Genomic DNA, 23,553 nt, shown 5'->3' with positions numbered 1-23,553 from the left:
TCACTCGTCTGGTTCGAGCCACGTGAGCGGTGTCAAGCTGGTCCAGCCCTGACGGGATCCGGCGTTCCTGCTCCATCGAATGGTCTGACCGCGCGTCGCGCAGACTGAATAGCCGCGACGCGTGAAGGCGTTTGCCACCTCAGGGCGGGGGAACTCGTCGGCCAGCTTGCCGACGCTGACGAAGGCGCTTCTCGACTGTGTGGCACCTTCGACGGGGCCCGCAAGACGGTTCATGACGTCCGTTGTCAGGTTGTGTCGGGAACCGTGGTGGGGAACGTCGAAGAGGGTTGGCAGGCCGATGGCGTTTCGGAGGGAACTGTCGAGGTAGTCTGCGGCTCGGGTCAGGGCGGGAGCGCCGGCGTCGCCAGTGAGTAGGACACGGTATGCGTCCACCTGCAGGTCAAGGATGATGCTTGTGTTGTTGCGGGCGGTGGTGCCGCCGTTGTCCGTGAGGGTCCCTTCGCCAGGATCAGTGCTACGCGGCGAGAGAGCGTTCCTGATGGTTTCGTACACCGAGCGGAACAGCCCGCTTGCCTTGCTGGCGGCCGACGTCCCCGTCTTTTGCTCGCTGAGCAGCGACTCGTAGTAGGACGCGGAGGGGCCTGCGATCCTGATCGCGTCGGAGAAGAACGAGGTTCCTGCGAAGTAGTTGGTTGAGACCGCGGTCCCCTCAGCCTTGGCGAGCCGGATGAGGTCATCGACCTTGTCGGAGGCCACGTCATCCGAGGCGTATCCGTAATCGGATGGGCGGTGGATCACGAGCTGCGTCACGTGCAGCTGTTCCAGGACTCCAAAGAGCCCGTTGATGTGGTCCTCGTCGGGGTGTGTGCAGATCATCAAGTCGATTCGATCGGTCCCGTAGTACTTCTGTACGTGGGCGACGATCGCCGCGGCAGTGGCCGCGAACCCGCCGTCGATCAGTACGACACGATTCGTGCTCGTCCCTGGCTCGGTGAAGTGGCACAGGATCGCATCTCCGGTGTCGGTCTTCTCGCCTACCGGTATGTACTCGACCTCGATCATCTGCGACCGGCTCCTTCCGACCGCAACTCAGCGGCCCTCTCAGAATAGAGCGACCAACTGACATGTGAGAAGCAATTGCTTTCGACGGAGCGTTTGGTGGATGTGCAAATACGACCGTTTCTGGGATGTCTCTTGTTCGTCGCCGCGAGCGTTCGCGGAAGCGTCCCTGTCGCCGAACACGATCCGGGCGTACCGGTCGGATCTGCGGCAGTTCGCCCGGTGGCGTGCCGGGTTCCTCGACTACGAGGTCGCCGAGCCCCACGAGCTCGAGCAGATCAGGACGGCACCGGTCGACCCGGCGGAGGTGGCGGCGTTCCTCGCCGACAAGGCCAACGCCCTCCTGCCCGATGGTCGGCAGCGGTACGCACCCGGCACGATCAGTCGTTACGTCGCCGCGATCGACTGGGAACACGCCCGCCGCGGCCACATACCACCCGGCACCACCCCGATCGTCCGCGACGTCCTCAAGGGGATCCGTCGGACCCGGTCCGTGCCAGTGCGGCGGGCGAAACCGATGACGTTGAAGGCGCTGCAGATGACCCTGCTGCAGATCGACATCGCCGACCTGCGGACCGGCGCCCTCGGCACACGCGATCAGGCGCTGCTGCTGTTCGGGTTCGTCGGCGCGTTCCGCGAGTCCGAACTCACCGCACTGACCGTCGGAGATCTCCGCCTCGTCGACGGGGAGGGTGTCTACGCGCGAGTGCGGAGGTCGAAGACGGACCAGGACGGCCTCGGCCGCATCAAGGTGCTGCAGCGGGGCGCGAACCCGGTCACCTGCGCCCCGTGCGCGTTCATCCGGCTCTCCCGGCTCATGGCCGCGCAGGACGCCCGCGGCGAAGCGGGCCTGTTCGCCGCGCTCACCGGCGCGAGCCTCGCAGTGCATGTCTGTGCGGATGGGCTCGGTCCAGACCGGTTGCCGTCGGCGGCGCCGTTCTTCCGCGCCGTGTCGATATGGGGTCTGTTCCGCGGCGTCGGCATCAGCCCCACCACCGTTGGGAAAGCGGTCGCCCGCCGCGCAAAGGGTGCCGGGCTGGGGGAGGAGGGGTGGTCCGGGCATTCCCTCCGTGCTGGGTTTGTCACCGAGGCGCGCAACGCGGGAGCTACGGACGTGGAGATCATGAACCGGACTCACCACACCAACGCCGCGACCTTGCAGATCTACGACCGCGAGTACGCGCCGCTGGTCCGCAACGCCGTCACCCGGATGCGGCTATGACCCCGCACACCCCACCCGAACCGCAGCCCGACATGGAGATCCTGCTCGAGGCGCACTGGGACCGGTTCGTCGCGTGGTGCAGCGTCACAGGGCAGGAGCCGTTGCCTGCGGCGCCGGCCACGGTTGCGCAGTTCCTGACTCGGTTCCCTGGGGGTGCGTCGACGCAGCGGCTGCGCCGGCGTGCGATCCGTGCGCACCACCTCGCCGCGGGCCTGGCGGACCCGATACCCACAGTGCCGGCGCGGGTATGGCCGCGACCAGACGCCCCCGACCACACGGCCGTCGGAGAAGTGCTGGCGGTGATCCCGAAGTACCGGTACCCGATCGGTCTCCGCGGCCGCCGCGACGCGTTCCTCATCGTCCTCCTCGGCGTGCTGCACCTCACCCGCCAACAGGCGCAAGCCATCATGGCGGACGATGTCGCAGTGACGAGCATCGTGCGGATCCGCGGCACGGTCGTCCCCTCCGCCGATGACCCGGCAGCGTGTCCGGCGTGTGCTGTGACCCGGTGGTTGCGGATCGTGGGCCTGGTCTGGGCCGGATTCAGAGGCGACGTCATCGGCCTGCTCGATCCCACCAAGGGCAACCTCGACCAGCATGACTGCGAACAGCCCCTGCCGGGGCAGTGGCGCAGGGCAGAGCAGCTGCTGTTGCCGTTAGACGTGCACGGCTGGGCCCGCACCGGGGTCACCTTGTCCGGCAGGTCGATGACGAGCATCATCCCCACCAGACGCGCCGCCACCGCACACGAGACGGATCGAGAGGCTGTCGGACCGATAGTTCGCCAACCGTCCCGGTTCGCGCAACTCACCTTGCAGGAGACCTACGACGAGCTCGGCGCCGCGGACGCCACCGCTGACGACATCCTCTCTCGGATCACCGCCCTCTGGCGCGACGCTCGAGCGCTCGACGCTGCCTTCGAACTCAACCCCCAGCACACGGAACCATGAGATCGCAACTGATAACAAGGGAGCGGGACATGCCGCGCCCTGGGCGGATTGCCGGCGCCGCGAGCAAGCTCACCACTAGCGTCGACGCGCACGACGTCGACTCGTCTCGGAGGTCTGCAGGACGCCGTGGCGTAGCTCGTCGCCGGGTTCGATAGCCGTGCTGTACACGGCGAACGAGGCAGTGGTGCGTGGCCGGATGAAGTTCCGCGCGCCCACGGCTGACATGACCATCGCCTGTGATGCGGCGGTCGCAACCGCTGGCGCCCTCGCGAAAATCCAACCGCCGACGCTCGGCGCGACGCATAGCGGACTTGAGCGGCCGATGGCCTGGGGCGAGCTCTGCAGCACACGCGTGGCAGGACCCGGCGAGGCTTGTTAGGTGTTCGCGCTGGTGTCAGGGCTTGTTCCGCTGTGCCGGATTCGATGTGATCGCGGTTGCTCAGCGAACGGTGCGGGGTGTCGGTGTTCTCGATGACGAAGCCTTGGTCGGCTGTACCTACTTGCCCCGCGGTGGGGAAGTAGTCGCCGACGAACTTCGAGTTCGAGAGGTGGAGCGCAAGCGCTGGAGCGTGCCGAGGTGGAGCTCACGTCCGTCGGCCAGCCGACCCTCTGCGGTCGGACAGAGCGCTTGAGTCACGGTTGACCGGTGACAGCGCGGACGGTGATTTTCTCGGCCGCGGGTCGAGCTGGGCATGCTTATCTGCTCGACGTCGTACGCGGTGTCGTCCGTCGACGGCGTGAGCCCGGGCGCGGGCAATTATGGTTCGTGGAGCGGATCTTGCCGCGAATGGCGGCCATAGATTCACCGCGGCAAACCAGTTTGAAGGCGCAAACGGAACGTTCTTCGTTGCGACGTGGGCCTAGTACGCATTGATTATTGTCGCCGGATCGTACTGACAATATTTATCCGGACCTTTGTAGGGGAGAAAAGTTGCCTTCCCGCCCTTGCTACCCAGCGACTCTTGGCAGAGCGGAAGTCGATTACCGATGACGGTGATGTTCGCAAACTTCGCCGTGTCTCCGTAATTGATATTTATCCCGCCAACATGATAATGTCCGTCCCTAATTAACGAATTGATCACCTCAATGTGGCGACGATACTGGTGCAGACAATTTCCGCAGCTTCGAATAAGTGTTCCAACGTCATCGGCGGAAAAGTTGCGCACGATAACGCTGCCCGCGCCGTCAATCTGAAAGACTTTGTCGTGAGCATGTCTTGCGCCGCCACCGTCAATTGTCATCACGGAATTGGCAGATGAGCCGTCTTCTAGCGTACCGGCATCTTCTCCTACGTTTGGAAACCAAACGCTGTCGAGGGTGCAGGTCGCCTGGCAATGCACGCCGTCCGCAGCTGGCGCTTCGACGATTAGATTCTTCACCGTGGCACCAGGCTCGACGATCACCACGGGAAGCTGGTACTCACTCGAGCCGGAAGTTGTACCTGATATGGCGGCGTCATGAAAATCGATCGTCGTCCCGGCAGGAATCCGGAGCGGTTGAACCGCCCGGGGGAGATTGCGCGTCGGTTTAGGAAAGCCCGCCGGGGCGTTGAAATTAGCGCCAGCCGTTCCGTCGATGGAGGAAGCTGCTATGACGGGCACGCTACCTGTGAGAAGTGTGCAGAGGAAGGCGGCGGTGGCGGCCGCGGCATAGGTTGAACGGCGCGTCCAGCCTGCTGAGGACCACGGGCTGAATGAGAGGGTTGCCATTTTGGATGCGCTCAGGCGCGTGTTGCGAATACTTCGAATCAATAACCACGCCGTCGAAGTGCGGCACTTCCACGAGGCCACTCGCCTAGCCCTTGGCAATCGCGGCGGCGCGATATTCATCTTCGATGGCAGCCGTCCACTGCGGGCCGAAACTCGCGTGCACGAATCGCTGGTAAGCAAACGTCGTCATTCCTCGTTGGACGTCGACAACTGGATCGCTGTCGGTTGACACCCACGGAGCGCCGCTCACTCCCGTGCGAGCGTCCCATTCTAGCCCTTCAATAGCGTAGTCCGTGTTCATCCACGGGTTAGGTTCCGCGGTACTCGTAACCGAGATGGGGACGTTGGGATTACTACCAGCGTCGAGAGAGTAGCCCGTTGCGCGGAATTCATCGTCATCCTCCTGACCCTTGAAACTGACACCCGACGCACCGACTGTTTCCGAAAGAGGAGCCTTCTGTCCCAATGCAATCGCGGTTTGGAAGAACGCTGAGTCGTCGTCGACGAGGCGTTGATGGGTCCACCCAGTTCGTGCGGTGACGATCACCGCGGGCCAAACTCCGTGCGGAGCTGTCCCGTTATAGGCCGGAACAAAGGCAAGTCGATCCACGAACTGGTCCTTGAGGGCCGATACACATCGTCCAGCTGTAGCTACAAGATTCCCAGAATCGGACACAATGACATTGCCAGTGCATCGCTGGTCCCGACCACTTGAGCGGAAGAACACTACGCCGAGATGGTCGGACGGCTTGAAACCAGGAGTCGGCTTAGTCGGGTCAGTACGGGGAACTATTCGCTTCGTCTCATGACGAGTGGTCAACCGGTCATCAGTCGCCGGAAGAGCGGATGCTACTCGCGGCGGATCACCTCCGTCCGGGTCCGGATCGACGAAGCTTCCAGACTGTGCTTGTTGCATGCGAGCCGGAGTCCAGTACGATGCAGTCTGCGCGATCTCAGCGCTGGAAGGGCGGTAATGAATGACTTCATCTTTACCGGGTTCTCCAGCATGCGCCTCAGAGGCTCCGCTTGGGGAGACCAGACCACCGAAAACACCGACGAGAAGGACCCCCAAGGTAATACCGCAACTCAGCTTCGAACGACTCAGTAGCATTTTTAACTCCATCTAAGTAATCACGCGACGCGCCTGCCCAACATGCTCGCTGACTGTTTGTCATGTGAGAATGTCGGAGACGGCAATCGGGGCGGATCGAACTAACTGCGGAAATCGAGTAAAAGTGTCACTAGACGACTTCATGACTGCGAAGTGCTCGTGTCGATGAATGAGCACTCAGGGTTAGGCGATGTGCTCGTAACCTGCCTGACGGCATCGAAGAGAGGGGTCGTCTGGTCTCTACGAACACCGAGTTGATGCCGAAAGAACCATGTGGATCGGCATTCGGCAGAATCGCCGGCCGATGCCCAGGCCCAAGAGGGACCGACGGCTTCTTGAAGCGGCCGGTCCCTCTCCGACTCATGGTTGTCTGTATGAGTCGAGTGACGGTACCTTCGACCTATCGGTGCCAGAATATTACCGAACCGGTCGACCGGGGGTGCACTAGATCAAACGTTGAATAGTTTCGGTAGATTTGGTTCGTGGCCATGAGATCGCATGGGTCACCTGCAATGCCCGAGCGGGTGGCAAAAGCTTCACATGGGATCATCTCGTAGTGGTGCTCAGCGTAAGAGCCGGGCCAAGCCGCCTTGTAGTTGTTCGCCATCCATTCGATTTTTTTGGCACACGTATCCGTTCGATCATCCTTCCATATCTTCGCTACCAGGCCTGTTCCAATGGCGCCTTCCGTCTGTGCAGAATTATAGACTCCACAAACACGGTAGCCCGATTGAGCCGACGCTGGGGCGGAGATATCAACTGTGGTTCCAAGGCAAACCGCAGCGACAATCAATGCCATACTGATCAATGGTAGACGGTCAAAACGATGCGACTTATTCGATAGTTTTGCTCCGATAGAGTGCTGATGCACTGTCCTTTTGCTTCTCACGTTGCCGGGTCTTTCCTAGCTTGCCGGAGCGATAGAGTAGCCGTTAGCAAAACGGAGGACCTTCGCCGCATCGACATACCCCATTAGACCAAGGAGACTCGGTTCCGAGGAGTAGCTCCCACTATCGGTGATGATGCCGTAGAACTTGCCTGAGGGCGACACCACTGGTCCGCCGGAATCTCCTCTCATGAGTGAGAACGTATCGTTCCTTGCGACCTCTGGAACACCTTTAGTGAACCAACTAGAATCCCGTGGGTATGTTGCTGTGCGGAACTCGCAGTTAACTCCGCTGAAAGAACCGCTGGTGCAAAAGGCTTCGTCGCCGGCGGGCGAGCCAGTGCCATTCAACGCGATGGACCCATCTCCGCGAGTCCGGGGGTCCGCTAGAATCACACGCCCGACCGCTCTCGGGGTGTACGTGTACGAACGTGTACAGGAAACGCCGCCAAATGAAGTCCGGCTACAATATGTTTGCTGATGCGCCACCGGCTCAACCCGTGCAATCGCGATGTCGTATTCCGGGTCACGCTGCAGGACCTCGCCGACCAGAGTGTCGCCGACAAGAATCCCTTCTTGAGGGCGGTTAACACAGTGGGCAGCGATGATTATGTAGCGGGTCGCTCTTTCCTTCATCGACAGGAACGCGAGTATACCGCTTTTTCTGAGGACGAGTCCCGCGGTGCATTCGCCGCCATACTGCATATCGATTCGCGTTCCCGCGACCACAGGAAGTCCCTGCCGGTTGGGCGCAGCTGCCTGTGCCGGAGTCGCTGGGGCAATGAACGCTGTTAATGATGAAAGGACGAGTAGGGTGACTGCGGCGATAAGCGATCGTGAAATAGGGTGAACGCTCTGTCGCCGTTTGGTCGGTAATGCCATCTCAATACTCCTTGGAATCATGGGCCCTCCTCGCGATACGACGCGAGGTGTACTCGACTATTGGCCATATTGATACAGTTAATGACAGTACGAAGGGTGATCGCTGAGGTACCACTTGAAAACAGGCTTATCGTCCGGGCAAATATGCTGATTCTTCAGCAGCTCGAACAGTCCCGTAAAGGCTACAGCGGAAAGGGCACACAAAGCCCAACCGACTTCAGGCAGACGACAAACCGCCGATGTAACGGCCGCCGATGTCATTGCGAGGATGACCTTCTGCGCGGTAATCGACAGGTTGATCCACGGGCCGTGGCTGTTCACACCGACCCATCGTTTGCTGTCTTCAATCCCCGTCGGATCACTTGTAGTTGCAGAACCGGGAGTCACCGTGGTCGTGTCCTGGGGCGCCGAACCTGTCGCATTCGATCCGTTGGGCTGGTTCCGCTGTGTCTCGGCCGAATAGGTATGGACGGTTGCCGCGTTTGCGCTTGTAGGGGTCATGCCAACCATGGCGGACGACGCGATCGCTGTTGTAGCGGTAAGCAAAATGAAGACGTTAATCACACGGGTCGAGCGTTGCGTGAAGAAATGTGTGACACTCATTAGAGCTTCCCTTTCAAAAAGTTAAATTGAGCGACGGGGTCAGGGTGTCTGTCTTTGATCAGACGGTGCACGGGAGTGTTTCGATCGGGCCAATCGGTAATCATTAACGGGTACGGATGTTCCCGGTGTTCAGTTGACCGGGTGGCGGCAATTGATTGAATAGTTCGCGGCGTGGCGATAGTTGCTGCTACCGCTCGGCGCGCGTCCGTTGCTGACTAACTGCAGGACCGAAATACATGGAGCTATCGGTCGTTTGCATCCGTACGGGGCGTGTCTCACTATTGTGAGTCGTTGGTTCCGTCGGTGCTAGTGTCCATCCCGCATCGACGGATTCGTCAGCCTTCACTAACGGGTTCGACTCACCGTCAGCCGCCGGAAATTCGGACGGGCCGAGACTGTAGGAGTGAAGTTCAGTCATAACTTGCCGCATTGGCGTATAGTAGAACCCATAGTGTCGAGCTAGGTGGCCGCTCAACCCGCTCGAGATGACCCCAATGAGGTTCCGACTATAGGTGAGGACAGGCCCACCCGAGTCGCCTGGCGCTACGCTGTCGAGGACGGAGCTACTTGCTGCCTGCAGGTGCTGGTAGGGCCCCTCGTACATACCGGGACCGAGCTCAAATTTGTTGAATTCGCATCTGACTCCGGTTGCAAACCCGCTGGTACAGAATCGTTCATCTGGTGCATCTTCCCAGCCGCTTACGGTCATGCGGCTTTCTCGTCCACCAGAAAGAAAGAAGACTCGATTATTCGCCAGTGGCATGTACCGAGGATGCAGCACGCAGGTCTCGGGGTGGCTCGAACCCACGCACACAGCGCGCATATTCTCGGGTTGTGGCGAAACTCGGACGAGCTCGATGTCGGAGGTTGCGGATTGCCAGACCACGTTCCCAACCGTTCTGCTTCCTACGTGAATACTCGCGTACATCGGTGCACAATGCTTCGCAATCACAATCCATCTAGTAGCTTGCTGATAGGGTGTAATTCTCGAGAACCAACTCGAAGGTGTAAGTACTGCTCCCACTGTGCAAGACCCATAGCTCTCCGGTCCGACGACTTTCGTTCCGGAGATAATTGGTAGGGCGGCACGATCTGGATTACGTGGGATTGTAGGTTCGACGGCAGAAGCGTTTGACACTTCGAGGCCAAACAGAAGCAGGGAACCGACGACTGCTGCCGCGCCGAGACGGACCATTGCAGCCGGCCTGGTCTGAGCTGAACCAGTGTTTCTCGGACCCTTGTTTGTCCTCCGGGGGCGGCGCTTTGATTTGTAGGGAATGTTCGTTCTAGCTTGTTTCAGCATGGAAGGTTCCATCCACATAGGTTTGAGGACTGCGGCCGGGTAACGAGGCCCTCGAGTCCTTTAACTGCCCGAGAAATTTGCGTGTCGAACGGGCCGCTGCCCCGTCTTCATCCGAGTACCAGGCCGTATGCCGGTTGCTCGTCGAAGAATCGCCCGATGGGAACGTATGTCGAGTATCGTTCGAAGGCGTCGTTATATGAAGCGCTTAGAATGCCGTACAGCTTTCCCGATCTGCTGAAAACCGGGGCTCCGGAGTCCCCGTTTCGGATAACCACTCCCGTGGAGTACGCTATCTGCTGGTGCGGCGGTAGCTGCAAGCCGAAGGGTACTGTAGTGTTAATCTGATCGCAGTTGGTTCCTGTGGCGATACCACTCATGCAGAAGTACTCGCGATCAGCGGGAATACTAGAGCCGGTTACGGTGAGTACGCCGGAGTTTGGAACACCGCTTGATCCGAAAACAATCTGTCCGACTGCCCGGGGCACGACGTGTGAGACGATTGTGCAGTGTGGAGCACCGCTCACGGACCCGGAGCATTGAAGGCGCCGAATCTGCGTCGGTTCCACGCGAACGAGGGCTAGGTCGGATTCATGAGAAATCCAGTAGACGCGTCCGACACTTTCTCCCGCTACTTGCACGGTTTGCCCGACTCGTGATGCGCAGTGGGCAGCGGTGACCACATAACGGATTGCGGCTACGTACTGGGTGAGTCGAGCTAGTGCACTGTTCCATTGCGTGACTGCCCCAGCCGTGCAGTACTTGTCAGGTACATATGCCGGACCGACCTGCTGCCCCGTGAAGGTTAGGACGGTGCCGGCACGCACCGGCAGTGTCTCCCGAAGAGGGGCGTTGGGAACACCCCAGGAGGGTGAGCTGCACGCAACCGGCAACACGATGGCACCGACGAGTGAAATGGCGACGGCGAGTGTTATCCGCTTGCCACGCATACTCGGTGCAAGCGGCGGGTTCCTCTTCAGGGGATTGTGCATGGCATTCAATCTGTTCCGGGCCGAAATGGTGGATTGGTCGTGTCGCAATCCCGCCTATGAATTGTGATATGTCACCGAAGGGCGAGCTGGGCGCCGGAGAGCCCGCGGGTATTGTCAACGCTCCGGACGTATTTCAGAGCAGTTAATTTGGCTGGAGGTGCATAAATTGTCTAGTGTTGACAGTAACCGATCAATCGCGTGAGTATCGCCGTCCACGTATGTTCCCGGTGTCGCCAAAGACGCAGGCGTGCATCGAGACATGCGAAGCAAAAGCCTTTTCGCTTTCGTCCTGTTCCGAGGCATACGAAGAAGTAGCGCTGTCGTTACCGTGGCTCGCCAGACGATCGTATAGCGGACTTGCGGACGACGTCTCTGAAGATTGCTTCAGGTGCGTGTTGGCCTTCCGGTTCCGTTTCTCGACCCATATCGGGGGATCTCGTGCCCTGAACGGTTCGCTGCTCTCGGCTCTGTCTGGTTCGGCGAGTCGTGGTCGTGCCCGGCGCTGCCGACCGTGTCGTCGTGCGTCGTCGGTGTAACTGAAGGCGCCAAGTCGGTCGACTCATGAGTCGGGCCCTGTGTAACGGCGCTTCAGTGTTCTTGTTGCATCGCGGTCGGTGTCGTGGCTTCGTCGCTGGACGTGCAAACGGGGGAGGGGGGCCAGCGGGGTGAAGGGGCCATGCAGACGGCCTCGTTGCCTGGCGCCCTGGGCGGGCGAGTGATTGCCGTGGTTTGGGACGGTACATTGCGCTCAAGACGGCCGCATTGCTGGCGATCCGGGAGAACCTTGGTCGTCGTCTTGGCTGCGCGCCGTTTGATGCGGTGCTCGATCGTTGCGTGGTGTTCAGCGCCTCTGAGCTACCCAGCGCTAGGTGTAGTTCCTCGGGACGTTGTGATCGGGTGACGTGAGAAGGAGACCTCCGGGGCGATGTGAGTTACTACACACCACGTCGCACCGGAGGTCTTCATGACTCACGCTAATGCCCCGTTCATCCCGACTGGCAGGGAACGTCTTGCCCGGCTGATCGTCGAGGATAGTTGGCCGATCCGTCGAGCGGCGGAACGGTTCCAGTGCTCACCCGCGACCGCAGCGAAATGGGCTCGCCGGTATCGGGCCGGGTTGTCGATGCGGGACCGGTCATCACGTCCCTTAGCAGTCCGAGCCGGCTGCCGTCGCGGACCGAGCGGCAGATCATCGCGCTGCGTCTGACACAGCGGTGGGGGGCCGCACCGGATCGCGTTTCATCTGCATCTGGCCCGATCAACGGTCGGGCGGGTCCTGGCCCGGTTCCGAATGCCGTTACTGCGCAACATCGACCAGGCCACCGGATTGGCGGGGCGCCGGCGGGCACCGGTCCGATACGAAAGAACCCGTCCTGGCAAGCTGGTCCACGTCGACACCAAGAAGCAATGCCGGATCCCGGACGGTGGCGGGTGGCGGGCCCATGGCCGCAGATCAGCGCAGGACTGCGCCGCTGGCGTGAATCGGGACCGCGCAGCTCGGCGGGATGCGCGGTTGTCGCGGGTTCCGGTTCCTGCACCACGCGGTCGATGGCTACTCCCGGTTGGCGTATTCAGAGATCCACGACGACGAGCTCGGCGACACCGCGGTCGGGTTCTGGGACCGAGCGAAGATGTTCTTCACAGCCGCCGGCATCCAGGTCGACGCGATGGTGACGGACAACGGCGCCTGCTACCGCTCCCACGCCTCCGCGGCCGCGCTCGGTCAGACCAAGCACCGCTTCACACGTCCCTACCGACCCCAGACGAACGGGAAGGTTGAGCGGTTCAACCGAACCCTCGCGGCGGAGTGAGCGTACGCCCGCCACTACGACAGGGATGCAGCCAGGACCGCGACCTACGCGGACTGGCTGCATCACTGCAATCACCACCGACCACACACCGGCCTCGGCGGCGAAACCCCACAAGAACGCATCCACAACCTCACCGGGAACTACAGCTAGGTCGTTAACAGGGCAGGGACGCCGGTCAATGATGAGTGAGCGTTGCCTTTCTTCTGTACTGCGTTTGTTCGGTCACAGTACCCGCTTCACGGGGTGCGCTCCCGCTCCGACGAGCGACGAGCCGTGCCAACGAGTCGTTGCCCCGTGGAGTGAGGTTGCAGGTTCTGCGAATTCATACAGGCGGGCCCTTTCGCGCCATGCCCCCTAGACAAGGTCGGCCCAGGGCGTCTAGCTTTCCAGCCTAGACGATCGTCTAGCGAAAACCGACCGTTCGGTCGTGCGGGTCCGACAAGGCCGACGTTCGGACTCACCTGGAGATATTCATGCTGATTACGAAAACCGTTGCACTGATCATCACTGCCGCCTCAGCTCTCAACCTCGTAGCAGGCACTGCACAAGCTAGTAGTGACGCGGGCGCGAAGATTCCCGTCTATAACGACGGTAGTTACATCTATAACAACATGTGGGGCAGCGACGGAGCAGGCAGGCAAACCATCCGAAAACGTCAAGAGCGAGCGCTCTTTGAGTGGAACTGGCCTGGGACCACAAAGAACGTAAAAGGCTATCCGTCCATTGTGCGAGGGTGGCATTGGGACACCCCGAAGCTGCATAACGGTCTTCTGCCGATTCATGTCAGTAGCCCGTCGTCATGCGCTCTGCGCAGCAAAGTAGGCTATGAAGTTAAGGCTGTTGGCAGCTACGACGTTGCATATGACCTATGGGCGTCAACGTCGCCAAACCTCTCTTGGCAAACCCACCCAACCCTTGAGGTCATGATTTGGGGAGAGCACGAAGGAACCACTCCGGCTGGTTCGCCGGTGGGAAAAGCGCGCATAGCTGGCCGGGTGTGGTCAGTTTGGAAGGGGGACGGCGCGTTCGGCGGGCCAGTCGTTTCCTTTGTATCGGACAACAGTGCACTCAGAGGGCAACTCGATCTGATGCAATTCATGCGGCTGGCCGCTGGCCAAGGCGCGGACCCCGCGCTGCGCCTGGTAGGAACCGAGTTTGGCATCGAAGTAGACAATGGATCCGGTTCTGCGACGGTGCATCATTGGGTCGAACAGCGGTCATCGACGTGCGTGTGATGTGGTCGATTCGTCAGGGGCGGCGTTCACGGGGAGTGCAGCAATAATCCTGTCTCTCATCACAAATGGATCAGCTGAGAACCAAACGCAACCTCAACCAGCGCACAAAATTGCGACTCATTACGACCTGGTCAACATGTCGCCAACGGGAATTGCTCTTTTCCCGAGGTTCCTGCAGGCGATCTATACGTCGCTGTGAGCCCGTCGGAGTACAAGCATGGAGCGGCTTGTGGTGAGTACCTCGAAGTCCGAGGTGCACGAGGGAAGGTCCGAGTTATCGTCGTGGACCAGTGTCCTGGCTGCGAGCCGGGACACATCGATCTCAGTTCCAAGGCCTTTCGACGGATCGATAATTATAACGCGGGCCTCGTGAAGGTCTCCTACCACGTTGTGCGAAATCCCGATGTTCCGAGTCTGACAGTGCGAGTTAAAGAGGGCTCCTCTGCATCGTGGATGGCACTCCAAATCCTCAACAACGGTAACGAACTGAGCAGTGTGCAACTCGTGCGATCCACGCACCTGCAACCCCTGGTCAGAACTGCGTACGGATATTGGCTCGCTCCTCAGGGAGCAGGAACCGGCCCATTCATTGTTGTCGTGAGAGATCGGCTGGCGCATCGGGCAGTCGTGCGTGGCATTCGGCTCGAGCCGGGCAAATTGCAGCACACTTCCGTGCACCTTTACCAGCAGAAGTAGCCAGCATGTTCTCACGCCTCGGTCCATATGTACGTTCTTAGCAATGCGGCTCTCTTGAGCTGACCAGATCTCTTTCAAACCGCGAGAAACATCCCGGCCATTGGGGCCGAAAAAAAGGAGTTACCTGTGTATCACGCAATCAACCGATTCAAACTGTTTCTGCCGGTTCTTGCCCTTGCGCTTGTTTTGCTTACAACTGTCGGCACTGGAACTGGGTCGGCCTCGGCAGCGACTCGAGATTACGACTTGCGCGGAAGCATGAGTACGGCCGTGCCAATGGTATTCCAGACCTATTGGGGGAACAATCCACACCCCGTCAAGTCCATCCTGATTAGGGAACCGGGTGGCAATGTTGGCCGTTGCTACAACTTCGATGCGTTCTCCGTTCCCGGTACGGGGGGTCAGTGGAAGGTGGTGCCCGTGACCAATTCGATCCTTCCTGACACGGACTATAATGTGTACAGCTTCTCAAAGTTGAATTGCCCCGACGGCAATTTCTATATTGGTTCGAGGGGCATCATCAATAGTAACACGTCGAGCCATTGGACAGTTTACGCTGGGCGTCCGCCGGCTCCTTATGCTCTGAAGTGACGGCACATTGGGTTAGATTGTCATCTCCGTGCAGTTCTGGCGTTCGTCAGTCAGAAATGGGGGATGCGGGGTGGAAGACGCGCAGAGTGTGGCCTACTTCATCGAATTGGATTGTTTCCGCTGGAGAGCGAAGCGTCAAAAAGGTAGGGCGCAGAAAGTAATAGATTGGGAGATATTATGCTTGGCACACGATCAATCAGACATCGCCTCGTTGCGTTGGCCGTGGTCTCTGCTGCTGCGGTCACTGGAGCTTGCGGTTTTGCGAACGGGGCGGCCCTGGCTGCTCCGTCACCGTCCGTGATCACGAAGCCCTCAGTCGTACTCACCTTCCGACCGGTGGGTGATTCCCCTAGGGAGATCAAGGCAATCAAAATCAAGCAGGTACGTGGTTCTTTCGAGCGCTGCGTAGCCGTTGACGCTCCAGATCGCGCTGTCAGCGTGAAGCTGATTGCCAATATTACCTATGAGGTCACAAGTTATGCTGAACCAGGGTGCTATCTCGGTTTCCAGTACGCCGGTGGTCAGGGGTATGTGAACAGCTCTACAGCAACTCGATGGGCTGTGTTCAATGGCATGGCTCCTCGTCCTGATCGCTGATTTATCTAATACGTCGCTCTGGGCATGGTGTACCCGGAGTGGGGTATTCTGAGGTACGTGAAACGCGCCGAGCAACCAATATTTGCATCCTGTGCAGGACGAGCCTACTAGGTTGTCCGGACGCAGGCGCCGGCATGACGTTCTAGGTTCCGTTGCAAACTCGGTCGACTCACGTGGGTGTTGTCTGGCGAGCATGCTAAGGCGCGGTCTGAATGGGCCACCGATGAGTTGCGGAGCTCGGCCGCGACAAGATGGTGCCGTATCGGCGTGAACGAGAACAGCCGGCCACCTCCATGGTGGCCGGCTGTTCTGCGTTTGTGGGGTTGGCCTTCGTGCGTGGCTACGCATCGCCTATCGAGACGGTCTAAGACGCGCAACAACGCCTCGTGACGTAGGAAGCGTCAGGGCGTGGCCGCCACGGACTTCACGAGGGTGGTGATGGCGGCGGCGACCTCCGCAGGTCGCTCCTCGGGGACGTAGTGCCCGGTGTCGGTGAGGACGATCGAGGTCGCATGAGCGGTGCGGTCCCTCAGGCCCTCGGCGAGCTTTGAGGAGCCGGACCGTGCGCCCTTGATCGTCAGCACCGGCACCGGCACCGGCACCGGCACCGGCATCGGCGTCGTCAGCGCCGTGTTGACACGCTCGTTCGTGGGGCGGCCCGGTAGTACTCGAGCATCCCGACCAGCATCGCTTCGGGGAGCTCTGGGACGCGCTGGAAGAGGAAGTGCCAGCCGCCGTGACCGTCGTCGTCGTCCAGGTTGAGGTTGATCCCTGCGATGTTGCCGTCGACGAGTGCGAGTGCGCGGAGCCGATCGGGGCTGCGATAGCCGAGCGCGAAGCCGACCCAGGCGCCGACGTCGAGACCGACGAACGTGACCTCGGCGAGCCCGAGCGCGTCGAGAAGCCCGGCGATGGGGCCGGCCACATCCCACGGTGCGTAGCCCACCGGGGACGGACCGGAGTCACCCTGCCCGGGCAGGTCGATCGCGAGGACCGAGTGGTGCCGGGCGAGCAGGGGGATGACGTGCCGCCAGGCCCACCAGCTCTGCGGGAATCCGGCAGCGAGCACCACCACGGGGCCGGCGCCAGCCGTGACGACGTGCCACCGGACTCCGCTCGCGTCGACGAGATGATGCTCCACACCAGGAATGGTTCTGCCGACGGCGGGGCCTCCAGTCGAGAAGGTCATGCACGACCCTGGACTGCGCCGCAGAGGCGTGCACACGTCGCTGGCATCGCCGGGCTTCTCCTGACCGACTGCGATGCGTTCAGAAGTGAGTGATCGAAGCGAACGCCCGTGGCCGATTGGGGGCCGATGGGGCCGGTAGAGGATCGGCTATCGCGACGTAGTTGAGGTCGCCTGGTTCAGCGGAGGATGAGTGCTGCGACGGTCAGGCCGAGGCCGAGGCCGAGGCCGAGTGCGATGGCGATGGCGATGGCGATGGCGCCCAGGGTGCCAAGGCCTGCCCATTCCCACCAGGTCGTCCGCCGGGCTCCGCGCGGTGGCCGTTGCCGGCGTCGGATGCTCCGACGACGGGATCGTGCCGCTGTCATCGTCGGCACGGTACCCGGGCTGTTTGTGGAGCATCCTGGAGGGAGCAGCAGGGTGGTTCCCGCTGTCAGCGGGGCGGGCTGCCACCTGATCGGAGCAGCTCGCCCCGGGCCTCACTGATCGGTCAGGCGCGAGCGAAGGCATGTTCGAGCACGACGTGCCAGTCCGGGTCGGACACGACTCCGGTTGAGGTGTCAGTGCTGAACACGCCGTTTTCGTAGCGCAGCGAGGGGTGACCGACGGTGACGGAGCTGAAGTGCTCGGTGACGGTCCAGCTGCGGTGCGCTGTGGTGCTTGGCACGTAGTCGATGTGGAGCTCATGGCGGTTGACGGTGGTTGTCAGCGGCAGTTTCGGGATGCGCGGCGTCATGACCCAATAGACACCGGAACGACTCCGAGGGGTACGGATTGTCCGCCTGATCTTGTCAATGGATGCAAGTGGACTCGTTCGGTAGGCGATCGGCTACCGAGACAGTCGCGTGAAGGTCGTCGGCTCAGTGGGTCGTGGCTCTGCGCGCGGCTTGGTCTTGGTTGCCCACCATGAGGCAAGCAGGTGCAGTGATTCTTCTGCGGCTGCGTCCGCGGGACTGTTGACGAACATCGTCTGTCCTTCGGGGCCGGGAACCACGAAGGCTTCCCAGTCGATGAGGATCTCCCCGACGGCCGGGTGCAGGAACAGCTTGCGGCCCGATGTGCGCCCAAGTGGGTTGGGGATGCTCCACCACGTTCGAAACTCCGGGCTCTTGGTTGCAAGCTCTCCGAGGAAGGCAGCCATGGCTTGGTCGTTGGGGTAGGAGCTTGCCTCGAGCTGGAGCACTCCGACCATCTCTGATGCGACGACGGCCCAGTCGGCGTAGAGCTTTCTGGCATCCGGGTCGAGAAGGATCCAGCGCAGCAGATTCCGGTCGTCGGGTTCCCTACTCGGGAAGTCCGTCAGGAGCGCCCAAGCCAGGTCGTTTCCGGTGAGGACCTCGGTTCGGGGGCCCACGACGAACGCTGCCTGGCGGTCGAAGGAACGCAACATCTTCACGATCCCAGGCCGCACCGGAGCCTCGGCGGGGCCTCCCGTGATCCCGGCCGCGGGCCGGGCGAGGTTCACGAGGTAGTCGTGTTCGGCGTCGTCGAGGAGCAGGATCTTCGCGATCGCCGCCAACACCGACTCCGAAGGCGTCACCTGCCTGCCCTGCTCGAGGCGGATGTACCAATCGACGCTGACTCCTGCCAGGAAGGCAATTTCCTCGCGGCGCAGCCCGGGAACGCGTCGAGGACCCGTGGCGGAGAGACCGACCTGTGCCGGGGTGACGGCGGCCCGCTTGCCCGTCAGGAACTCGCTGAGCGCTTCGTTCTTCGCCATGTGCTCATTGTTCCCGAGACACACTCTCGGCGGCACGGAGGTGGGTGGGCCTCCATGTCCTACGACACCGCGGCCCTGACACACCTTCCCCGCCCCCGGTGTCCTGGATGGGCGCCGGAGATCTTCCGGCCCCGATCGAGAGGACACCTGTTTCATGGCTACCTGGCTCATCACTGGCGCTTCGCGCGGATTCGGCCGCGAGGTCGCACTCGAGGCCCTGCGGCGGGGCGACACCGTCGTCGCCACCGCACGGAACACGGACGCACTCTCCGACATCATCGACGCGGGCGGAGACAACGTCATCCCGATGAAGCTCGACGTCGCTGACGCCGGCCAGATCCGCTCCGTCACGGCGGAAGCGGAGCAGCGCACCGGTGGCATCGACGTCCTGTTCAACAACGCCGGCATCGGCTACTTCGCCGCTTTCGAGGAAGGCGAGGAGGCCGAAGAGCGTCGCCTGATGGAGATCAACGTGTTCGGTCTCGCTGCAGTCACGAAGGCGCTCCTGCCCGGCATGCGCGCACGCCGCAGTGGCACCATCATCAACGTCTCCTCGGTCGGAGGCCTTCGCTCGTTCCCCGCGCTGTCCTGGTACAACGCGTCCAAGTTCGCCGTCGAGGGCCTCTCGGAAGCCATTGCGCAGGAGGTCGCTCCGCTCGGCATCCGTGTGGTGCTGGTCGAGCCCGGACCTTTCGCGACCGACTGGGCTGGCAACTCTGCTGCCGAGACCAAGCCCGACCGGGAGATCTCCGACTACGCCAGCACCGCCGGCGCGAATCGTCAGGGGTCTCGCCGGGGTGCCGGCCAGGAGCCCGGCGACCCCGCGAAGGCCGCCGTCGCGATCGTGGACGTCGCCCAAGACGACAATCCGCCGCAGCGTCTGCCTCTCGGGAACATCGCCTACGACGGCATCCTCGAGAAGTTCGACATGGTTCGTGACGACATCGCCGCCCGCGAGCACGTCAGCCGCAGCGCCGACCGATGACCTACCCGACACCAGAGCGACATTTCACGGCACGGACCACTCGTTCCATGCATCCGTTCGGCCCCCGAATGACGACCGAACGGACGCGCACCACGATCACGTCGGAAGGCAGATCCCATGACTGACACCCGTCCCCTCGCCCTCGTCACGGGCGGCTCATCCGGTATCGGCTTCGAGCTCGCGAAGCAGTTCGCCACCGGCGGCTACGACGTCGCCCTCACCGGTTCCAGCGACCGCGTCTTCACTGCCGCGGAAACCTTGGAAGCCCTTGGCGTCAACGCCTATCCGCATCAGGCCGACGCCAGCACCTTCGACGGCGTCGAAGGCTTCTGGACCTTCGTCCGAGACCTCGGCCGCCCCGTCGACGCGGCAGCGCTCAACGTCGGGATCGGCCTCGGCGGCGCGTTCGTCGACAACACCCTCGAGGACGAGTTCCGCGTTTTGGACATCAACATTAAGGGCACCGTCCACCTCGCCAAGCGCGTCGTGCAGCACATGGTCCCCAACGGTCACGGCCGCATCCTCATCGTCTCCTCGATCTCCGCCACCACCCCCACCCCGTTCGAGACCGTGTACGGCCCCTCGAAGGCGTTCGGGTTCTCCTTCGCCGAGTCGCTCCGCGAAGAGCTGAAGGACACCGGTGTCAGCGTCACCGCGCTCCTGCCAGGAGCCACCGACAGCGACTTCCACGCCCACGCAGGGATGAACAACACCAAGCTCGGCCCTGACTTCAAGAAGAACGACAAGACCGAAGTCGCCCGGCAGGGTTACGAAGCCCTCCTCGCCGGGGATGACCACGTCGTCGGCGGCGACGACGACACCAAGCAGATCGTCATCAGCAACCGCACCATCCCCGAGCCGGAGAAAGCCGCCAAGCAGGCCGAGCTGACCCGCCCCATCGAGTCCCAGGAGGGCTGATCCATGAGCACCACGAAGAAGCGCGTCGCCGTCACCGGCATCAACGGCAAAGTCGGCCAACACGTCGTCGACCAGCTCCTCAAGGACGGGCACGAGGTCTTCGGGATCGACCAGACCCCCGCCACCCGCACCGACATCATCTCGATCGTCGCCGACCTCACCGACTACGGCCAGACCTTCGATGCTCTCGGCTCTGTCGGCTGGGACGTCCTCGGCGACACCGTCGACAACGCCTTCGACGTCGTCGTCCACCTCGCAGCCGTCCCTCACCCCCGCCTCTACAGCAACGCGAAGACGTTCGAGAACAACGTCATCGCCGGCTACAACGTCTTCGAGGCGGCCCACCGCCACGGCCTGAAAGACATCGTCCTTGCATCCAGCGAGACCGTCCTCGGCGTCCCGTTCCCCGCCAACCTCGACTACCTCCCACTGGACGACGACTCCGCCCGCCATGGCCGCAACGCCTACGGTCTGTCGAAGCTGTTCATGGAGCACCTCGCTGAGGAGTACACCAACAACGACCCCGAGCTGCGCGTCACAGGGCTCCGCCTGTCCTACGTGCAGAACGTCGACGAGTACGACGAGTACCCCTCCTTCGCCGACAACCTCGACACCCGTGCGTGGGACATCTGGTCCTACATCGACGGCCGCGACGTCGGAACCGCCACCGAGAAGGCCCTGCACCAGACCGAGCGCGGCTTCCACCCGTACCTGATCGTCGCCGACGACACCGTCATGCCCATCCCCACCGCCAAGATCATCGCAGAGCGGTACCCGAACGCCTCCGTCAACGGCACGCTGGCCGAGTTCGGATCGTTGCTCTCGAACGCCGCAGCGAAGCGCGACCTCGGCTGGGCACCCGAGCACACCTGGCGTGACCACGTCGAGCCCAACGGCCGCTGACCTCCAACGTGCCAAGTGCGGCCACACCCGCTCTGCGGGTGTGGCCGCACTGTCATCCCCGGAAGTGCTGTACAGAGGTCAGGAGGCTGTCTCGGTAGACGATCGGCTATCGAGACAGCAGCCGGCCGGGGGTAGCTATGCGATCCTCACTGCATGGCGGATTACATTTGGGGCGATGCTGAGGTCACATACCCCGACTGGCAGGGCTCGGTGCAGATCGACGAACGCATGACCGGCGCGTCGCTGCACGAGCTTGTTGGACTTGATGCAGACGAGTGGATGATCGTTGGCATTGACGTCGGCGGGGGAGAGGGCGAGCACGAGCTGCGCGTCCTGGCGATCGACGCAAGTCTCGCTCCCGAAGGCGGGATCATCTACCCGCGCATCGCGGAACAGCACGGCGGAGAGCTCCCTGTCACGAGCTTCCTCATTCACGATGTGGATCCGTACGAGGTTCTGAAAGCAATGTCACACGTCTTGGATCTCCGCGTCCGAGTGCGCAGCTTGATTGCAACACCGATCCGTGTCACTGCCTACAAGGATGTGCCTGAGCAGAACTAGTCAGTGGGACGGTTCCAAGACGAACGCCGTCAGCGTTGACCAAGGGCGGCGTCTAGGAGCCGAGCATTGCCGCGTCGGTAGGCCAAGGCCCCCTTCGCTTGCTCGACGAGTACTCGTGCCTGGATTGCGTCGTCGATTTGTTCCTCGAAGGTGCGCAACCGGCCGGCATCGCGTTGCCGCACGAGCGCGGCGGATGCCGCGTCGGCGAGCAGCTGGATCAGAACCACGTCGCGGTCGTCGTGTCCGTCGGTGTGGTCGGCGAACAGACACATCGAACCGATGGTCCCATCGCGCAGGCGGATCGGCTCGGCTAATGTCCCGCGAAGCCCTCTCTCGTGCATCGTCTCAGCGAACGTCGGCCACACGGTCTCGTGGGTGGTGACGTCGGGCACGTCGATCGTCTTCCCTGTCCGGAAGCAGTCCAGGCAGGAGCCCTCGTTCGTGCCGAGCTGCGCCTCTTCCGCGTCGCTCGTGCGTTCGCTCGTCGAAGCGATGACGTGCAGGGTCCCGGACGCATCGGCCAGGACGATCCCCGCTTCCGTTGCTGAGGTGAGCTCCACGCACGCCGTGATCACGCGGTCCATGGCGTCGAGGACCTCGAGGTCGGGGTTCAGAACACTGCTCAGGCCTTTGGAGAGGCGCTCGAAACGGTCCTCACCTCGATGTGCCTCTGACCTGGTCATGGTCGGACTGTACTGTGGGACAGTTCGCGAACCTGCCAGCCGTAACGCGTATGCGGATCGGGGATGAACGGCGCGTGGGCGAGTGTGCGCGACGTAGCGTCAGGGCATCGCTCGCGTTGCGTGGCGTGTTGCTGGACGTTTCCGTCCGGCCCCGGTGAGTTGGCGTCAGAGAGCACGTCATGAATGCACCACGATCTACCCTTGTCCCCGCAGCTGCGTCCCTGCCCGGGGCGGAGCTTGCAACCCGGTTCCTCACCCTGGTTCCGGGTGATGGCGCCTCCGTCGCGTCGTACGGTGACCTCGCCGGCAACGAAACCATCTCGGCCACCGACAGCCGCGCATGCCACATCGACCAGCTTCAGTTCAGTCTCGGCGAAGGCCCCTGCTGGGACGCGCTCCACAACAACCGTCCAGTTCTCGAGCCGGACGTCCGTGACCACCCGACGGACAGGTGGCCCCTGTTTCTCCCGGCCGCGAATGACGCGGGGGTCGGAGCATTGTTCGCCGTGCCCCTCCGGTTCGGACCGTTCCTCCTTGGCGCCGTCGACGTGTACGCACAACGCTCGCTGCAAGTGCACCCGGTGCAGGCAGAAGCCGCCAGGGTCCTCGCCGGCACCATCAGCCGATGGCTGCTACAACGCGTCATTACCCGCCACAACGACCGCTCCCGACACCGGTTCCACCAACGAGCTACCCATCAAGCGGCCGGCGTCGTGCTCGCCCAGCTCGCGCTCGCACCCGCCGACGCCTATCTCTTGATCGAGGCACACGCCACCACCCGGGGCGAGGACATCGCGGATACCGCGAACCTCATCCTCACCGGTCAGCTTCTCATCACCCCCGACAGTGCCCTCGCCCCTTTCCTGCCCTGTTGCTGTGCCGACGTGTGGCCGCTCGCCGCTCTCGTGCTCCTGCGCTCTGGGCGTCCCTGTTGCCCCGTCGTCGCGCGTGCTGTGTGGCCGCTCCCGGACTTCGTGACTTCGGCACTTCGT

21 protein-coding genes and 2 pseudogenes are annotated in these 23,553 nt (G+C 62.0%); 10 read left to right on the top strand and 13 right to left on the bottom strand.

Features of this window, described 5'->3' with window-relative positions; translation table 11 throughout:
- The gene (locus HP445_RS00800; RefSeq protein WP_128781668.1) at nucleotides 1-1,023 is read right to left on the bottom strand and encodes a ComEC/Rec2 family competence protein; all 1,023 of its coding nucleotides are present in this window, start codon (nucleotides 1,021-1,023) and stop codon (nucleotides 1-3) included.
- 64 nt (nucleotides 1,024-1,087) lie between these two features.
- On the opposite strand from HP445_RS00800, the gene HP445_RS19040 reads away from it, so the two are divergent.
- Nucleotides 1,088-2,242, top strand: coding sequence for a site-specific integrase (locus HP445_RS19040; protein ID WP_128781667.1), 1,155 nt, complete (start codon nucleotides 1,088-1,090; stop codon nucleotides 2,240-2,242).
- Nucleotides 2,239-3,192 (top strand): hypothetical protein, encoded by a 954-nt coding sequence (locus HP445_RS00790; RefSeq protein WP_128781666.1) that lies wholly within the window; start codon nucleotides 2,239-2,241, stop codon nucleotides 3,190-3,192. The genes HP445_RS19040 and HP445_RS00790 overlap by 4 nt, the downstream gene beginning before the upstream one ends.
- A gap of 860 nt (nucleotides 3,193-4,052) precedes the next feature.
- Here the strand turns inward: HP445_RS00790 and HP445_RS00785 are convergent.
- From HP445_RS00785 to HP445_RS19270, 6 genes are all read right to left on the bottom strand, one after another.
- Nucleotides 4,053-4,982 carry a pectate lyase gene (locus tag HP445_RS00785; protein ID WP_164941293.1) on the bottom strand — a complete coding sequence of 310 codons (930 nt, stop codon included), beginning with the start codon at nucleotides 4,980-4,982 and terminating at the stop codon, nucleotides 4,053-4,055.
- A 4-nt stretch (nucleotides 4,983-4,986) separates the two neighbouring features.
- A complete protein-coding gene (locus HP445_RS18335; protein WP_206647638.1) occupies nucleotides 4,987-5,511 on the bottom strand; it encodes a hypothetical protein in 525 nt (174 codons plus the stop codon).
- 1,405 nt (nucleotides 5,512-6,916) lie between these two features.
- Nucleotides 6,917-7,534: a trypsin-like peptidase domain-containing protein gene (locus HP445_RS19280; RefSeq protein ID WP_367575532.1), complete on the bottom strand. Its 618-nt coding sequence runs from the start codon at nucleotides 7,532-7,534 to the stop codon at nucleotides 6,917-6,919.
- 324 nt (nucleotides 7,535-7,858) lie between these two features.
- A complete protein-coding gene (locus tag HP445_RS00770; RefSeq protein ID WP_128781663.1) occupies nucleotides 7,859-8,383 on the bottom strand; it encodes a hypothetical protein in 525 nt (174 codons plus the stop codon).
- A gap of 187 nt (nucleotides 8,384-8,570) precedes the next feature.
- A complete protein-coding gene (locus HP445_RS19275; RefSeq protein WP_232536692.1) occupies nucleotides 8,571-8,987 on the bottom strand; it encodes a trypsin-like serine protease in 417 nt (138 codons plus the stop codon).
- Between the two features lie 806 nt (nucleotides 8,988-9,793).
- Nucleotides 9,794-10,633 (bottom strand): trypsin-like serine protease, encoded by an 840-nt coding sequence (locus HP445_RS19270; RefSeq protein ID WP_367575531.1) that lies wholly within the window; start codon nucleotides 10,631-10,633, stop codon nucleotides 9,794-9,796.
- 1,006 nt (nucleotides 10,634-11,639) lie between these two features.
- On the opposite strand from HP445_RS19270, the pseudogene HP445_RS00755 reads away from it, so the two are divergent.
- The 3 genes and pseudogenes from HP445_RS00755 to HP445_RS19265 form a co-directional block, all read left to right on the top strand.
- A pseudogene (locus HP445_RS00755) lies at nucleotides 11,640-12,636 on the top strand (IS481 family transposase).
- Nucleotides 12,637-12,959: 323 nt separating this feature from the next.
- The gene (locus tag HP445_RS00750; protein ID WP_128781660.1) at nucleotides 12,960-13,721 is read left to right on the top strand and encodes a GH12 family glycosyl hydrolase domain-containing protein; all 762 of its coding nucleotides are present in this window, start codon (nucleotides 12,960-12,962) and stop codon (nucleotides 13,719-13,721) included.
- A 150-nt stretch (nucleotides 13,722-13,871) separates the two neighbouring features.
- Nucleotides 13,872-14,417, top strand: a pseudogene (locus HP445_RS19265) (expansin EXLX1 family cellulose-binding protein); the annotation flags it as partial.
- A 1,589-nt stretch (nucleotides 14,418-16,006) separates the two neighbouring features.
- Here the strand turns inward: HP445_RS19265 and HP445_RS00740 are convergent.
- From HP445_RS00740 to HP445_RS00720, 5 genes are all read right to left on the bottom strand, one after another.
- Complete coding sequence (locus HP445_RS00740; protein ID WP_128781658.1) at nucleotides 16,007-16,219, bottom strand: alpha/beta fold hydrolase; 213 nt, start codon at nucleotides 16,217-16,219, stop codon at nucleotides 16,007-16,009.
- 8 nt (nucleotides 16,220-16,227) lie between these two features.
- Nucleotides 16,228-16,746 carry an alpha/beta fold hydrolase gene (locus HP445_RS00735; RefSeq protein ID WP_164941291.1) on the bottom strand — a complete coding sequence of 173 codons (519 nt, stop codon included), beginning with the start codon at nucleotides 16,744-16,746 and terminating at the stop codon, nucleotides 16,228-16,230.
- 224 nt (nucleotides 16,747-16,970) lie between these two features.
- Nucleotides 16,971-17,159, bottom strand: a complete 189-nt coding sequence (locus tag HP445_RS00730) for a hypothetical protein (protein WP_175330759.1) — start codon at nucleotides 17,157-17,159, stop codon at nucleotides 16,971-16,973.
- A gap of 122 nt (nucleotides 17,160-17,281) precedes the next feature.
- Nucleotides 17,282-17,527 (bottom strand): hypothetical protein, encoded by a 246-nt coding sequence (locus tag HP445_RS00725; protein WP_128781655.1) that lies wholly within the window; start codon nucleotides 17,525-17,527, stop codon nucleotides 17,282-17,284.
- Between the two features lie 93 nt (nucleotides 17,528-17,620).
- The gene (locus HP445_RS00720) at nucleotides 17,621-18,511 is read right to left on the bottom strand and encodes a helix-turn-helix transcriptional regulator (RefSeq protein ID WP_128781654.1); all 891 of its coding nucleotides are present in this window, start codon (nucleotides 18,509-18,511) and stop codon (nucleotides 17,621-17,623) included.
- 154 nt (nucleotides 18,512-18,665) lie between these two features.
- Here HP445_RS00720 and HP445_RS00715 point away from each other — a divergent pair, with 154 nt between their 5' ends.
- The 4 genes from HP445_RS00715 (at nucleotide 18,666) to HP445_RS00700 (ending at nucleotide 21,878) form a co-directional block, all read left to right on the top strand.
- Nucleotides 18,666-19,496 (top strand): oxidoreductase, encoded by an 831-nt coding sequence (locus HP445_RS00715; protein WP_128781653.1) that lies wholly within the window; start codon nucleotides 18,666-18,668, stop codon nucleotides 19,494-19,496.
- Nucleotides 19,497-19,613: 117 nt separating this feature from the next.
- Entirely contained in the window at nucleotides 19,614-20,414 is an 801-nt protein-coding gene (locus tag HP445_RS00710; protein WP_128781652.1) for an SDR family NAD(P)-dependent oxidoreductase, read from the top strand.
- 3 nt (nucleotides 20,415-20,417) lie between these two features.
- Nucleotides 20,418-21,317: an NAD-dependent epimerase/dehydratase family protein gene (locus HP445_RS00705; RefSeq protein ID WP_128781651.1), complete on the top strand. Its 900-nt coding sequence runs from the start codon at nucleotides 20,418-20,420 to the stop codon at nucleotides 21,315-21,317.
- Between the two features lie 153 nt (nucleotides 21,318-21,470).
- Entirely contained in the window at nucleotides 21,471-21,878 is a 408-nt protein-coding gene (locus HP445_RS00700) for a hypothetical protein (protein WP_128781650.1), read from the top strand.
- 29 nt (nucleotides 21,879-21,907) lie between these two features.
- Here the strand turns inward: HP445_RS00700 and HP445_RS00695 are convergent, their stop codons facing one another.
- A complete protein-coding gene (locus HP445_RS00695; protein ID WP_128781649.1) occupies nucleotides 21,908-22,561 on the bottom strand; it encodes a GAF domain-containing protein in 654 nt (217 codons plus the stop codon).
- A gap of 179 nt (nucleotides 22,562-22,740) precedes the next feature.
- Between HP445_RS00695 and HP445_RS00690 the strand changes: the two genes are divergently transcribed.
- A partial coding sequence (locus tag HP445_RS00690) for a GAF domain-containing protein (protein ID WP_175330758.1) occupies nucleotides 22,741-23,553 on the top strand: 813 nt, incomplete at its 3' end.

This window comes from Curtobacterium flaccumfaciens, from assembly GCF_013359815.1.
Classification (GTDB): Bacteria; Actinomycetota; Actinomycetes; order Actinomycetales; family Microbacteriaceae; genus Curtobacterium; species Curtobacterium flaccumfaciens.
The sequence above is the reverse complement of the archived record's forward strand: the minus strand, read 5'-3'. Positions and strand labels throughout refer to the sequence as shown.